Raw genomic sequence first — 14,596 nt, forward strand, 5'->3', positions numbered from 1 at the left:
GGATCGTGGCCGCTGTCCGGTTTGAATTATTTCGCTTCGGCCGTGTTCAGGGGAACAACGAATTCCCCCGAAATGATCTTCTGCCGCGTGGCGGCAAGCTCGTCCTTCACCGCACTCGACAGTTTTGCGTCGAACTCGTGATAGGGCGCGATATCGACGCCGCCCTGCGCCATGGAAAACCACTTCGGCTCGGCATTGCCATTGTAGGCAGCGCCCGCCTTGTGCTTGCTCCATTCGTCGACGATCCATTTGATGTCGGGCTGCCAGTCGATGATGGCGCTGGAGGCGATTGCGTCAGGCGCATTCTTGTTCTGGTCGATGATGTTGGCGAAGCACATGATCTTGTGCTCCTGGCAGGGTTTGAAATTGTCGGTCAGCATAAAGACGACGTCGGCGCCCGACGCGATCTGGACATTCGCATGCTCGGCGGCAAGCGCATTGTCGGACCACGATCCGATGAAGGAAATCCGGTGCTGAACGTCCGGCCGAACGGCCTTCGCGCCATCGAAGAACGCATTGATCTGGTCGTTGACGTCATCGGCGGCGAAGGTGCCGACAAGACCGATGACACCGGATTTGGTGGTCCGGCCGGCCAGCATACCGAGCAGGTAGGAGGGCTCGTGCAGGCGCTTGTAAAGCCAGTACTGGTTGGCGCCGACCGGCAGGTTGCCCGAGCCGGTCACCACGAACATGATGTCGGGGAATTCGGCGTTAAGTTTCTTGACCTGGTCCGAATAGCGGCCATGGCCCCAGATGATGTCGTATTCGCCGCTCTCGGCATAGAAGCGCATGGCGTTTTCGGCGTCGTCGCCCCACATCGGATCGGTGTAATCCCAGGAAAGGTCGACGCCGGGCAGCGCGCCCTGAAGCTTCTTCAGCGACTCGATCAAGGTGCCGGACCAGCCGACATCAAGGCGGCTTTCGAGAACAAGGGCTATTTTCAGCGTTTGGGATTCGGCCGCGATCGACGGTATGACGTGCGACAGAAACAATGCACTTGCTGCACCGAGCAGCGCCGTGCGCCGTGTGAAGGTCGTTACCATATCAGGTCCTCTCAGTTTAGGTTCGAGACTGGCTGGCGCGATCTGTGGCCCGCTTCGGAATGCGGGCAGTTTCGGCCAAACCGGGTTCTCATGCCAACGACGTCCCCTTTTGGTTTTTTGTCGTCGTCGACTTGACGTTCTTCAATCTGCTGCCGACGCTTTCATGAACGAAGCACGGCAACAATGGCTGCTATTTCGGCACTGCATATCTCCAGTTAATCGCCCCTTTGAGATCGGTCATGCCGGCCCGCCCGACGCCGCAACCACGACGCCATAACGAAGGCCCCGCTCCTTCAACCAGCGGCGGTAGGCGGCCGATGCCGCATCGGCACGGATCGGGACCTCCGATCGCGAATCCAGCGGCAAACGCTTGGGTATCTGGTTTTCCAGGATAGGTTTGTCCTGACCAAGGATGGTCTGGTGAAACTTTCGCATGGCGGCCAGATCGGTGATCTCTGTTGCAAGACAGATGACGATGTGGACGAGCACGCAGTCCTCGTCGACCGGCTGGCCAAACAGCGCAATGACGTCGCGGCGCTCGCGATGGGTCGAGCCCGTCTTGTAGAGCACGGCGCAGAACGGGTGCGGTATACGGTAGATATATTCCGTATCGGCGCCTGTGGATGAGTCGGCATTGGCCTGCGGCTGGTAGAATTCGCATTCGGTGATCAGGATTTCCGGCGGGTCGGCATAGACATCCACCTTGTAGGGTTTCACCTCGGTGTGCGGTTCCTCCCCGAGAATGCCGGTGTGGACGAACGGGAAGTGGCCCATGTCCAGGAAATTCTCGACGGCACGCGGCGCCGAAACGCTGATCCGCGTCACCCCCTGGACGACATAGTTCCTGTCCGGCTCATTGAATTCGACGATCTCGAACAGGTCGTGCGACGGGACGCCCAGCGTGGCCCAGATGTAACCGAACCGCTCTATCGTGCGCAGCGCCTCGCCCGGTGGCGTGGTCCGGCCCTCGCCCCGGCGATCACGCCAGGCGCCAAAACGGTCGCCGTCACGCCCGACCAGGATCCTCTCGCCGAGCAGCATGGTCGAGAGCAGGCCCGCTGCCGGCAACTCCTGCAAGGACGCCACGACATGCCATTCGTCGCGAGCGATGTGGTCGATCTCAGAGAGGTTTTCCATCGTGCCATCCAAAATGATTGTTTGCGACCGGACTGCGCGCAGGCGCAGGCGATCGGCGGGCTATGGTCGGTCTGTCGGGATGCCGGGGCTGGAGGTGACCAGGGCTGGCCGCCATTTCATTTGGAACGGCATCCACATTTCACCGAATTGTCACGGCGCGGTCGGAAAACGACCATGCCTGCCTTTGGGGATTCCATACCGCCAGTTCACCTGGCCCCCTCCGGCAGAAGCCCGCCTACCCCTCGCGCTTCTGCTCGCGCAACTCCGTCGGCGAACAGTCGAAGGCAAGCTTGACCTGGCGGGAAAAATGGTAGGGATTCTTGTAGCCCACCTGATAGGCGATCTCGCTGACGGTCAGGCCGGAGCGCTGCAGGAGATGCGCACCATAATCGAGCCGACAGCGCCAGAGATATCGGGCCGGCGTGACACCCACATGCTTCTTGAAGGCGGACACCAGATATTGCGGGCTGACGCGCACCTGGCGGGCCACCTTCTCGATGGAAATGTCGGCCGCGAAATTCTCGTCGAGAAACCGGCGCGCCTGAAGGATCGTCTGCGGGATCGGACGCTCGGCCTCGACAACCTCGGCCTCGTAGATGAAGGCGTTCAGGAGTGCGTTGGTCAGCGCCTCGCGCAGCCCGCCGCGACTGCCCTGGTCGCCGAGACCGAGATCGACACCGAGTTGCACAAGGGTCTGGACCTGGCGCGAGGCGACAATGCTTGCGGCAATGTTCGCCCGCTCCTGATACAGCCAGGATGCGTTCTGCGGGCGGCTGTCGCACCAGCTAATGTGGGTCAGGCTTCCCGGCTCCGCCGTATAGATATACTGCTCCCGCGTCAGGGAGAGGGCACATTGCCCGGCCTCCAGCACGGTGACCGTCGAATCCGCCTCTATCGTGACCGACCCGATATGGACGATCAGAAAGGCGAGATAATCCCCCCTGATCGGCCCGTATTGGCCGCCGTTCTCATAGGTCGATTCGCCAAACGTGTTTTCGCGGCCGAGATCGATAGGGGGCAGGCGCATCTTGATACTTCCAGTTCTGGGAGCCGTGACCCCTGTGAAGTCATCATCAAGTCACCTGCGGCCCCCGCTTCAAGCGATCATCAAAGGAAAGACGGGCCGATGCAAGGTCTGCGGCCGCAGGGCTGACGTCAATAGATAGGGAAAGCCGCGCACAGCGCCTGCACGGACGCCCGCACGGCCTTCTCCTGCCGAATGATGTCATCGCTGCCGATGGCCTCGAGGACATCCGCAATCAATGTGCCGACCTGCCGGAACTCGGTTTCGCGAAAGCCGCGCGTCGTGGCTGCCGGCGTACCGAGCCGGATGCCAGATGTCAGAGCCGGAGGCGCGGTATCGAAGGGAACGCCATTCTTGTTGCAGGTCAGTCCCGCCGTTCCAAGCGCTTCCTCGGCATCCTTGCCCGAAATGCCCTTGCTGCGCAGATCGACCAGAAGCAGATGTGTATCCGTACCACCCGAGACGATATCGAAACCCCGGTCGCCAAGGGTCGCGGCAAGCACCCGTGCATTGAGCACCATCTGTCGCGCATAACCCCTGAAATCATCCTCGAGCGCTTCGCCGAATGCCACCGCCTTGGCGGCGATGACATGCATCAGCGGCCCACCCTGCAAACCGGGGAACACCGCTGAGTTCACCTTCTTGCCGATATCCGCATTGTTGGTGAGGATCATGCCGCCGCGCGGGCCGCGCAGCGTCTTGTGCGTCGTCGTGGTGACGATATCGGCAATGTCGACGGGATTGGGATGCACGCCGCCGGCAACCAGCCCGGCGAAATGCGCCATGTCGACCATCATGAGCGCACCGACGGCGTCGGCGATCGCCCGGATACGCTTGAAGTCGATGATCCGTGGATAGGCCGAGCCGCCGGTGATGATCAGTTTCGGCCGCGTTTCCCGTGCCTTGGCTTCCAGTTCGTCATAGTCGATCAGGCAATCGCCCTGCCGAACGCCATACTGCACGGCGTTGAACCACTTGCCCGACAAGGTCGGCCTGGCGCCATGGGTCAGGTGCCCGCCGGCCGCAAGCGACAGGCCCATGAAGGTATCACCGGGCTTCAGCAGTGCCAGCATGACGGCGCTGTTGGCCTGCGCGCCGGAATGCGGCTGGACATTGACGAAGCCGGCATCGAACAGGTGCTTCGCCCGCTCGATCGCGGCCGCCTCGACCTGGTCGACATACTGGCAGCCGCCATAGTAGCGGTGCCCCGGATAGCCCTCGGCATACTTGTTGGTCATCACCGAGCCCTGCGCCGCAAGCACGGCCGGCGAGACGATGTTTTCCGAGGCGATCAATTCGATCTCGGTTCTCTGGCGCGTCATTTCATGCGCGATTGCATCGGCAATGAGCGGATCCTGGCGCTGGAGATCTCGTTTGAAAAAACCGGTCATCGTTCTGGTCTCCTGGCAAGCGGCGGCGTTCGATCCGAAGGTGCACGCCGGTTGTCGATTGAAGGTCGCGTGAAGGGTCGGAAATCTCAGTTCACCGCATCCGGCGGCCGGTGTCCGTCGAAGAACGCGTGGAGATTGTCGACCACCCGCATGCCCATGGCGATGCGTGTTTCGGTGGTCGCGCTACCGAGATGGGGCAGGAGAACGACATCGTCGCGTCCGGTCAACGCCCCTGACACCGCCGGCTCGGCCTTGAAGACGTCCAGGCCAGCGCCGGCAAGCAAGCCCTCATCGAGAGCCTCCACCAGTGCATCTTCATCGACAACGTCACCGCGCGCCGTGTTGATGAGAAAGGCCGACGGCTTCATGCAGGCAAGGCGTTGCCGGTTGATCAGGTTGTGGTTCTCACCACCGCCGGGGCAGTGCAGCGAGACAAAGTCCGCCGCGGCCAAAACTTCCTCAACCGTGGCCATCTGGCGGGCTGGCACACCCGGATCGGCAACCGGATACCTGTCGAAGAACACCACATCCATGCCGAAACCGAAATGACAGCGCTGCGCCATGGCCTGACCGATGCGGCCCATGCCGATGATCCCGATCGTCTTTCCGGTAACCTGGGCGCCGCAAAGATGCGTCGGTCGCCACCCGGTCCATCCACCCGAGCGCAGTTCCCTCTCGCCTTCGCCGGCACGACGGGCACACATCAATAGCAGCGTCATTGCGAGATCGGCCGTGGCACCGGTCAGCACGGCCGGCGTGTTGGTTACGACCAATCCCGCCGAACGCGCCGCGGCAATATCGATATGGTTGAAGCCGACGCCGAAATTGCCGAGCATCTTCGCCCGAACGCCTCCCTCGAAAAGATCGGCCCCCAGCCGGTCCGTTACGGTCGGCAGCACCGCATCGGCCTGAAGCAGCGCCTCGCGAAGCTCCGCTTGCCCGAGGGGTCGGTCCGTTTCATTGAGCGTCACGTTGAATTCGTCCGCAAGGCGCGCTTCGACTTCGCGCGGCCAGCGCCGCGTCACGATTATTTTGGGCTTCGTCATCGGTCTCTCTCCCTTACGCCGCACGGTCGCGCTGCTGCGCAGCCTGTCCGGCGATCTCCGCCCGATACCATTCCTGGGCGGCGGCAACGCCGGAGCCCGCTTCTATCCGTGCCCCGGCATCACGCAGGGACATTTCCGCCGCCGCCAGCGCCGACAGGCACATCACTTCGTTGAGGTCGCCGAGATGGCCGATCCGGAAGACCCGTCCCGCAACCTTGCTGAGCCCGGCGCCGAACGACGTCCTGTACCGGCTGTAACCATTGGCAATGACGTGGCGAGCATCGACATCATCGGGAACGACGATCGCCGAAACCGTGTCGGACCACCACTTCTCTTCCTTGGCACAGAGCTTCAGGCCCCAGGCAAACACGCCCCGGCGCACGCCTTCGGCGAGGCGATGGTGGCGCGCGATCACCGTTTCCAGACCCTCGGCGAAGATGAGGTCGAGGGAAGCGCGAAGACCGAGCAACAGCTGGGTCGGCGGTGTGTAGGGGAAATAGCCGGTCGCGGAGGATGCCTTCATGTCCTCGAAGCTGAAGTAGCAGCGCTCCATGCGCGAATGTTTGTGGGCGTCCAGTGCCTTTTCGCTGACCGCCAGAATGCCGAGCCCTGCCGGCAGCATCAGACCCTTCTGCGAACCGGTAATGGCAAGATCGACGCCCCATTCGTCCATGCGGAAGTCGATCGAGCCGATCGAGCTGACTCCGTCGACGAAGAGCAACGCGCCGTGACCGGCATGGTCCAGCGCAGCGCGCACCCCGGCGACGTCGGATGTAACACCCGTCGCCGTCTCGTTATGCGTAACGAAGACCGCCTTGATCCGGCCGTCCTTGTCGGCGTCGAGGCGCCGCTGATATTCCTCGACCGGCACGCCCTCGCCCCATTCGACGTCGATGCAGTCGACTTCGAGGCCGAGCCGCGTCGCCATGTCGACCCAGAGATGCGAGAACTGCCCGAAGCGCGACATCAGCACCCGGTCGCCGCGGTTGAGCGTATTGGAAATGGCCGATTCCCAGGCGCCTGTGCCAGATCCTGGAAAGATGAAGACAGCGCCGGTCTCGGTCTTGAAAATGCGCTTCAGATCCGAAAACAGCGGCAGGACGAGCTCCGGGAAATCCGGCGCGCGCATGTCCTGCATCGGCACGTTCATGGCGCGGCGGACTGCGTCCGGAATGTTGGTCGGACCGGGTACAAACAGATGCGTGGTTCCATTCTTCATCACGTATTCCTCCCAGGTGATATGACGATGCGCGACGACCGGTGGTCGTCCGTCATCGATGCCCCTTTGCCGGCAAGCTTGGCTGCACAGTCTTCGGTCGATGCCGCCCTCCTCTAGAGTCCGCTGGTTCATTCTGAACCCGACAGACTCTAGAGTTCTTTGTCTTCGTTTGTCTTTTCTGGAAAACTGGTTCCCACTTCTCCCTGACAAACTCTAGGCGAACACGACCGTCTTTCGTCCGTTGAGCATCACGCGGCCCTCGACATGCCGCTTGACGGCGCGGGCCAGCACGCGGCTTTCGATATCGCGGCCCGCCGCGACGAAATCCTCGACGCTCATGGCATGCGTCACCCGTTCGGCTTCCTGCTCGATGATCGGCCCTTCATCGAGGTCGGCGGTGACGTAATGCGCGGTGGCGCCGATGAGCTTGACGCCGTGTTCGTGGGCCTGGTGATAGGGCCGCGCGCCCTTGAAGCTCGGCAGGAACGAATGGTGGATGTTGATGACCCTGCCGAACAACCGGCGGGCGAGCGTGTCCGAGAAGACCTGCATGTAGCGCGCAAGCACCACCAAATCGGCGCCGCTCTCCTCGACGATGGCGAGGATCCTCTCCTCCTGCTCCTGCTTGTTGTCTTTCGTCACCGGCAGGAGGCGATAGGGAATGCCAGCCCATGCCGCCGTTTCCCGGCTGTCCTCATGATTGGAAATGATCGCGGCCACCTCGACATCCAGCCATCCGACGCGGATCTGGTAGAGAAGGTGCAGCAGGGCGTGGTCGAACTTCGAGACCATGATCACCAGCTTCGGCTTGCTGCCACGATCGGACAGCGCGCTCTCTATGCCAAATCGCTCCATCACCGGACGCAAGCCGTCTTCGATGCTGCCCTTCGGCGCCCAGGCAGGCACCGAAAAGGCGATGCGCATGAAGAAGCGGTTGGACGCACGGTCCCAATGCTGGCTGCTCTCGGTGATGTTGGTGCCCATGCCGGCGAGCTGCGCCGTGACCGCCGCCACGATGCCGGCGCGGTCTTCGCAGGACATCGACAGGACGAAGGATTGCATGCGTGCCGCGCAGGTCATGCCCGGCCCGCCCGCAATCCGCGGACCTCCCGATAGTCATCGAACCAGGACAGCGTCTTCTCCCAGCCACCGAACGGAAAGAAATGCAGCTGCATCTGCGCCGCCGGATCGGGATAGGCCGCCACCATCGCATCGACCACGTCGGCGGGGTTGCGGTCGGCGATGATGTTGAAGAGGCCGCTTGCGGAGCGTCGAAGCGCGGCAATCGACGGCCCGACCCCGCACATCATGGAAAACCGGATGAGCTTCGTGAGGCTGGTCACGCCGGCAAGCCCGACATGGATCGGCAGGCCCGGATGCGCAGCATGCAGCGTTTTCGCCCACGCCGCGATCATGTCGCCATCGAAGGCGAACTGCGTGGCGACCCGCACCTCGAGAGACCGCTCCTCGCAGATCTCGACCTTGCGCCGCAGGGCATCCGAAAGGTCCGCCTCGCTGATGGCGGGGTGCCCTTCCGGATAACCGGCGACAAATGCGGTTCCAATCGAGCTATCCTTCAGGACCGGATGCGACAGCAGTTGCGATGACTGGCCCAACGGCCCGGCAAACAGCGGCGGGTTGCCACCAAGGAACAGGGCCTCGGTGACGCCGTTGCGGCTATGGGCAACCACGAGGTCGACAAAGTCCTTCTCGCTCTTGAAATTGCGCGCCCCGAAATGGGGAACGGCGGTGTACCCCATCTCCTGGATCCGCAGCGCGGCCTCGACCTGCATGGCCTCCGGCTTGCCGGTCAGGTGGGTGAGGAAGACCCGCGAACCGTGCGGGAAATGCTCGACCTGCGGCGCAAAATTGCGCACCTGTTCGGGCGCAAGTTCGATCGATAGGCCGGTGCTGGCGGCCCAGGTTGCAGGAGCCGGCGTTTCGGCAAGAGTTTCGCTGGTTTTCGTCATGGTCCCCTCCCGGGGGTTCAATAGACAAGCCTGTGCCGCTCGCCGCCTCGACGGGCGGCAGCCAGACAATCCCGCTGGCCGGGCGAACTGTCCGCCCGCCGGCCTCTTCAGGGAAATGCGACGTCAGCCGTTCGCGGCGCGCCGCAGCGACAGGAAAGGCAGATCGACGACCCGTGCCGCGACGTCGATCGTCTTGCCGTCGCTGGTCCAGCGCAGGGTGAGCTCGGTCCTGACTTCGGCGACATCGCGGCGCAGGTGGCCGAAACCGATCATCTTTCCGATCGATGGCGCCCAGGCGACGCTGCTGGCATGGCCGACCTCAGCCGCGCCGTGGAACGCCGGTACCGGATACCAGCGAACACGGCGCAGATTGCCCGGCGAACTCCCCTCGAGACCGGCGCCGCCGGCGGCCTGCGACCAGTCGATGTCGAGCCCAACAAGCTGGCGGTGGTCCCCGGTCGTCGACATGCGCTCAAGTGCAGCCTTGCCGAGGAAATCCGTCTTGCGGAAGTCGATCAACCGGCCAAGGCCAAGGTCGAAGGGAGAGGCGCGGTATTTTCCCGCGGCCTGGATGCCTGCACCGCCATCGTCCGGTCCGGCGCTGGTGTAGTCGTAACCGACGATCAGCAGACCGGCCTCCAGCCTTGCAATGTCCAGCGCCCAGGCGCCTGCGGGAAGGATACCGTAGGGTTTTCCCGCCTCCTGCACCGCATCCCAGACGGCAACGCCGTCCTCCGCCTTGACCCACAGTTCGTAGCCGTGTTCGCCGGTAAAGCCCTGGCGCAGGATCTCCACCTGCCTGCCGGCAATGGTGACCATGGCTAGGCTGGAGAACGGCAATTCCTCGAACGCCGACTGCACCACCGCCTGGAGGACTTCGCGCGACCGCGGGCCCTGCAAGGTCAGGATGCCGTAGGCTTCCGTAATATCGGTGACCTGGATATCGAGGCCTTCGGCATGCTGGCGCCACCAGGTAAAGCCCGGATCGGCGGACACCCGGAACGTGGTCTCGTCCATGCGGAAGACAAGGCCGTCACCGACGACATGGCCGTTTTCATTGCACCAGGGTGCATAATAGATCTGGCCGATCTTGAGCTTCGTGATGTCGCGCGGGATGAGCCTGTCCATCAGCTTTTCGGCATCGGGGCCGGCAATGACATATTTCGACAACGGCGACATGTCGCCCATGGCCACCCGGTTGCGGATCGCCGCCAGTTCCTCGACCATGTCGGAATAGGCGTCCACGACCATGTTCCTGTCCCAGCGCATCCACAGTGCATTCTGGTTCAAGGGTGCGGTCCTCTCAACGAAGGGCGTTCCGCGAAACGCGACGCGCGCCCCCGCCACTGCCGACAGTCCCGTCGTGAATTTCATGTCGTTCATGTGATGATCCTCTCCACCGCGATCCTGGCAGCCACCTCAGCCGAAGCTGCCGGCTTCCCTGCTATGGGGAGAAACTTTTCATATCGCAGCCCAATCGGACATGCCTCCGATTGCCGACCGCATACCCGCAGTTCAGCGACGCCGGCGTGGAAAACACGCATTGGGACTATCCGCTTCTGCTGAGAGAGCGCCGATGGCGCGGCTTGAACCCAATTTCCGATGATGTCCGGTTAAGTCTGTAAAGACAAAGCTTGGTGGTTCCGGACTTTAGGCAGCCACATCGGTGACGGATTTCCAGTGTGCCAATGCACTTCTACGATGGAGGTGGAGGGCACGCGAAGTCTGGGAGAGCGTGATTGGGCGATGTCGCGTTGTCCTGGGCTTAACGGTTGTTGGATAATTCGGCTGAGATGACCCCGCCGCTGTTGGAGCGCGACATTGTCGTTTCTTACGAAACAATACGACGATGAGACAGCAAATGCGGGTCGGCTTACGCGAAGCGATTGCGCAGAAAGAAGCCGTCGCGAAAGGATATCTGGCTCCTGGGCGAGGTCGTGATTTCCATCGGCGGCCAAAAACATTGGCTTTGGCGTGCCGTTGACCAGGACGGTTAGGTTCTCGATGAGATCGTGCAAGCCCGACGCGATACCAAAGCTGCCAAACGATTGCTGGTCAGACTGCTGAAGAAGCAAGGTCTGCCGCCGAGGCGCATTGTCACCGACAAACTTCGTTCATACGCAGCCGCAAGACGAGACGTGATGTCCGCTGTCGAGCATCGATCGCATAAGGGCCTGAACAATCGTGCGGGGAATTCTCACGCGCCACTTCGAAAACGAGAACGGATGATGCGGGGATTTCGATCTGTCGGAAGCTTGCAACAGTTCATCTCGGTTTTCTCAGCAGTCCGCAATCTTTTCGTCGCATCGCACCAGAAACACTCAGCCCTAACCACCCACATTCATCGGATCCGCGCAATGGCGCAGTGGAGAGTCGTGGCCGGCACAACCGCCTGAGTTCACAGACACACGCCTTGCCCGGGCGTTGATAAAACAACGTGACATCGCCAACAAAATCCATTCACGCCGGGAGCGATGCACCAAAGCCGTGACTCCAAACATTCCATCCGGCAGGTCTTGACACAGTCGAAATTCCCCCGTTACATGTTGCATGTTATAACGCAAAAGAGCGATCTACATGCAGCCACCCCTGTACGTGAAAATCCTGACGCACCTGTTCCTGGGACTTGCGAGTGCCATCATACTCCTGCCGCTTCTCTGGGTGCTGAGAACGTCGTTCGTCGATCGCGTCATTGCTTACAAGCTGCCGCCGGACCTGTTCTTCACGCCGACACTCGACAATTACAGGACGATCCTGACGGAGATGGAGTTCGGGAAATTCTTCCTGAACAGCATGGTGGTTGCGGCGACGTCGACGCTGCTGGCGGTCGTCATCGGCGCGATGGCGGCCTATGCGATCGACCGGTACAAGGCCGGCGGCCCGACAATGCCGATGATCATCCTCGCAACGCAGATGATGCCGCCGATCGTGCTCGTCATTCCGTTCTTCCTGATCTTCAAGAATATCGGGCTAACGGATTCGCGCCTCGGCCTGGTGCTCGCCTATCTCGCGTTCAACTTGCCTTACGTTGTCTGGCTGCTCCTGAGCTTCATGAAGCGCGTGCCGCGCGAGCTTGACGAGGCTGCTCTGATCGACGGCTGCACGCCGCTGACGGCGTTCATCCGGATCATTGTGCCCGCCATGCTGCCGGGTATTGGCGCCGCGACGATTCTCAGCTTCGTGCTCTGCTGGAACGAATTCCTTTTCGCCCTGATGCTGACCGGCCAGCAGACGAAGACCCTGCCGGTTGCGGTTTCAAGCCTGGTAACCCAGCAGGGTACGGCGATCGGCGCGGTGAGTGCCGCAACGATCCTCGCAATGCTGCCCATGGCGCTTCTCTATTTCGCCGTCCGCCGTTTCCTGGTGGCAGGGCTCAATGCGGGTGCTGTCAAAGGCTGAACGAATAACAACACAGAACGGAGCAGAAAGCTCTGCAAAACCCCTTCAGATGGAGAACGTCTATGTCGCGATTTTATAAAACCAGCCTGCTGGCCACGGTTGCCTGCGTCCTCGGTGCCACGTCTGCCTTCGCCAATCCGGCCGAGGTGTGCAAAGACGTGACCTTGAACATGCTGCTCGAAACGGTACCGGACACCACTGCGCTACAGAAGGTCGCCCCGGAATTCGAGGCGCTCTCGGGCGCCAAGATCAATATCGAGGCCGTCAACTATTCGCTGATGCATGAAAAGCTGGTCCCGAGCCTCACGGCTTCGTCCGGCGCCTACGACGTGCTCGTCGTCGACAGCTACTGGGTCGGCGAATTCGTCACCGCGAAATGGATCCAGCCGCTCGACGAGCGCATTGCCAAGGATGGCGTCGATACATCCGTCTACTTCCCGGCGCTGATGGACATCAACGGCAAGATCAAGGGCACGACATACATGCTGCCATTCTGGCAGTACGCCATGGGTCTGCTCTACCGCAAGGACATCGTCGAGGCACCGGAATTCCAGGCAGCCTACAAGACCGAATTCGGCCGCGACTGGCGTCTGCCGGATACGCTAGAGGAATATGCCGAGCTTGCGAAATGGGCGGGCAAGTTCACCGGCAAGGCGGGTGCTGCCATGTCCGGCCAGCGCGCGGACCCCGTGGTCATGGAAGCGACCAACTACGTCTTCTCGCTCGGCGCCGATTTCTACAATCGCGAAGACTGGGTGCCCTCCTTGAACTCCCCTGAAGGGATCAAGGCAATCACCGTCTATGCGGATCTGATCAACAATGCTGCGCAGCCGGGTGCCCTGGGTGCGAATTTCGACGACGTCGCCAATGCCCTCAAGCAGGACAAGGCCGTCTTCGCGATCACCTATCTCTTCCTGATGCCGACGCTCCAGGATCCGAAGGAATCGCTCGTCGTAGACAAGATCGGCTTTGCTAGGATGCCTGGCGAAGACAGTCTGCTTGGCGCATGGGGATGGGCCGTTCCGAGCAATGCGTCGAACCCGGATTGCTCGTGGGAGTTCATCAAGTGGGTCGAATCCAAGGACATCGCGCTCAAGCGCGGTATCGAAGGCGGCCAGCCGACGCAGACCTGGATTTACGACAACGAGGACTTCATCAAGGCGTGGCCGGCCATGGCTGCAGTCGGTGACGCGCTCGCCCATGCGAAGGGCCTTCCGGTCATGTCGCGTGCGACCCAGCTTGTCGAAGTCTTCGCGGAAGTGATGGGCGACGTGCTGGCGAACGGTACAGATCCCGCAACGGCGATCACCAATGCGGAAGACAAGCTTGCTGCGCTCACCCGCGGCGATCCGCTCCTGAAATAAGCGAGGCACTGCCTTCGCTCACGCCCGCCGCGGCCCACAAACTGGCGGCGGCGGGCCGGTCTGATTATAGCTGGATCATGATGATATGAAATCTGCGACCAATACCACGAACATGCGGGTGGCAGGCACCGCTCAAAAAAGCGACGGGCTTTCCCTCGGCTTCTACAAGTTCGTTTTCATGACACCCACCATTCTCGTCATGATGTTGGTCGTCGCGGCGCCGTTGCTCTATTCGCTCTACCTCAGCCTGCACGAATATATCATGACCTATGGCCAGGGGCCGTTTATCGGTCTCGGCAACTACGCCCTCCTGATGGGACGGGAATTCGCCGGGGTCTCGTGGGTCACGATGAAGCTCACGGTCAGCGTGGTGGTGATCGAGTTCCTCGTCGCCTTTGCGCTCGCGCTCCTGCTCAACCAGTCCTGGCTGCGCTACCGCGAGTTCTACCTCGTCATCCTGATGCTTCCCATGCTGATGACGCCAGTCGCCGTCGCCCTGATGTTCCGGCTGATGTTCAATCCCAATCTCGGGATCGTCAATTGGCTCTTGAGCCTGGTCGGCATCCCCGCGCAGGGCTGGTTCGGCGATCCGAACCTGGCGCTTGCAACCATCATCTTCGTCGACGCCTGGACCGAGACGTCGCTGATGCTGATCATGCTCTATGCCGGCTTGCGGTCGCTGCCGCTGGATCCCGTCGAAGCCGCGCGGATCGACGGTGCGAATGCCTGGCAGATCCTCAGGCACGTAACCTTGCCGACCCTTAGGCCGGTCATTCTGGTCACCTTGCTGATCCGCATGATCACAGCGCTGAAAAGCTACGATCTCATCTACATCCTGACCCAGGGCGGACCCGGCAAGACCACTGAAACGATCAGTTTCTACGCATATCGCCTGGGCTTCCGGTTCCTCGATATCGGACAGGCCGCGGCCGTCTCGTTCATCCTGCTCGTGGCCGTCGTCGGGCTCACACTTATACTTCTGCGCATCCTGAGGGAGAGGTGA

General features: G+C 61.6%; 12 protein-coding genes and 1 pseudogene. 4 read left to right on the forward strand and 9 right to left on the reverse strand.

Annotated features, from left to right (window positions below; genetic code table 11):
* Nucleotides 1-26: 26 nt before the first annotated feature.
* From ACT6VE_RS25085 to ACT6VE_RS25125, 9 genes are all read right to left on the reverse strand, one after another.
* Nucleotides 27-1,043 (reverse strand): BMP family protein, encoded by a 1,017-nt coding sequence (locus ACT6VE_RS25085; protein ID WP_444801064.1) that lies wholly within the window; start codon nt 1,041-1,043, stop codon nt 27-29.
* A gap of 237 nt (nt 1,044-1,280) precedes the next feature.
* Complete coding sequence (locus tag ACT6VE_RS25090; protein ID WP_444801065.1) at nt 1,281-2,180, reverse strand: aromatic ring-hydroxylating dioxygenase subunit alpha; 900 nt, start codon at nt 2,178-2,180, stop codon at nt 1,281-1,283.
* Nucleotides 2,181-2,415: 235 nt separating this feature from the next.
* Nucleotides 2,416-3,207, reverse strand: coding sequence for a helix-turn-helix domain-containing protein (locus ACT6VE_RS25095; RefSeq protein WP_444801066.1), 792 nt, complete (start codon nt 3,205-3,207; stop codon nt 2,416-2,418).
* A gap of 128 nt (nt 3,208-3,335) precedes the next feature.
* Complete coding sequence (gene glyA, locus ACT6VE_RS25100) at nt 3,336-4,595, reverse strand: serine hydroxymethyltransferase (protein WP_444801067.1); 1,260 nt, start codon at nt 4,593-4,595, stop codon at nt 3,336-3,338.
* Nucleotides 4,596-4,681: 86 nt separating this feature from the next.
* Nucleotides 4,682-5,641: a 2-hydroxyacid dehydrogenase gene (locus tag ACT6VE_RS25105; protein ID WP_444801068.1), complete on the reverse strand. Its 960-nt coding sequence runs from the start codon at nt 5,639-5,641 to the stop codon at nt 4,682-4,684.
* A gap of 13 nt (nt 5,642-5,654) precedes the next feature.
* The gene (locus tag ACT6VE_RS25110) at nt 5,655-6,860 is read right to left on the reverse strand and encodes an aminotransferase class V-fold PLP-dependent enzyme (protein ID WP_444801069.1); all 1,206 of its coding nucleotides are present in this window, start codon (nt 6,858-6,860) and stop codon (nt 5,655-5,657) included.
* Nucleotides 6,861-7,073: 213 nt separating this feature from the next.
* The gene (purU, locus tag ACT6VE_RS25115) at nt 7,074-7,940 is read right to left on the reverse strand and encodes a formyltetrahydrofolate deformylase (protein ID WP_444801070.1); all 867 of its coding nucleotides are present in this window, start codon (nt 7,938-7,940) and stop codon (nt 7,074-7,076) included.
* Complete coding sequence (locus ACT6VE_RS25120) at nt 7,937-8,830, reverse strand: methylenetetrahydrofolate reductase (protein ID WP_444801071.1); 894 nt, start codon at nt 8,828-8,830, stop codon at nt 7,937-7,939. Before ACT6VE_RS25120 ends, purU begins: the two co-directional genes overlap by 4 nt.
* Nucleotides 8,831-8,953: 123 nt before the next feature.
* Nucleotides 8,954-10,213, reverse strand: coding sequence for an aminomethyltransferase family protein (locus tag ACT6VE_RS25125; RefSeq protein WP_444801072.1), 1,260 nt, complete (start codon nt 10,211-10,213; stop codon nt 8,954-8,956).
* Between the two features lie 422 nt (nt 10,214-10,635).
* Between ACT6VE_RS25125 and ACT6VE_RS25130 the strand changes: the two are divergent.
* The 4 genes and pseudogenes from ACT6VE_RS25130 to ACT6VE_RS25145 form a co-directional block, all read left to right on the forward strand.
* Nucleotides 10,636-11,226: pseudogene (locus ACT6VE_RS25130) on the forward strand (IS6 family transposase); the annotation flags it as partial.
* 181 nt (nt 11,227-11,407) lie between these two features.
* A complete protein-coding gene (locus tag ACT6VE_RS25135) occupies nt 11,408-12,229 on the forward strand; it encodes a carbohydrate ABC transporter permease (RefSeq protein WP_444801073.1) in 822 nt (273 codons plus the stop codon).
* Nucleotides 12,230-12,291: 62 nt separating this feature from the next.
* Complete coding sequence (locus tag ACT6VE_RS25140) at nt 12,292-13,593, forward strand: extracellular solute-binding protein (protein ID WP_444801074.1); 1,302 nt, start codon at nt 12,292-12,294, stop codon at nt 13,591-13,593.
* 85 nt (nt 13,594-13,678) lie between these two features.
* Complete coding sequence (locus tag ACT6VE_RS25145) at nt 13,679-14,596, forward strand: carbohydrate ABC transporter permease (protein ID WP_444801075.1); 918 nt, start codon at nt 13,679-13,681, stop codon at nt 14,594-14,596.

This window comes from Shinella sp., assembly GCF_052438155.1.
Taxonomy (GTDB): domain Bacteria; phylum Pseudomonadota; class Alphaproteobacteria; order Rhizobiales; family Rhizobiaceae; genus Shinella.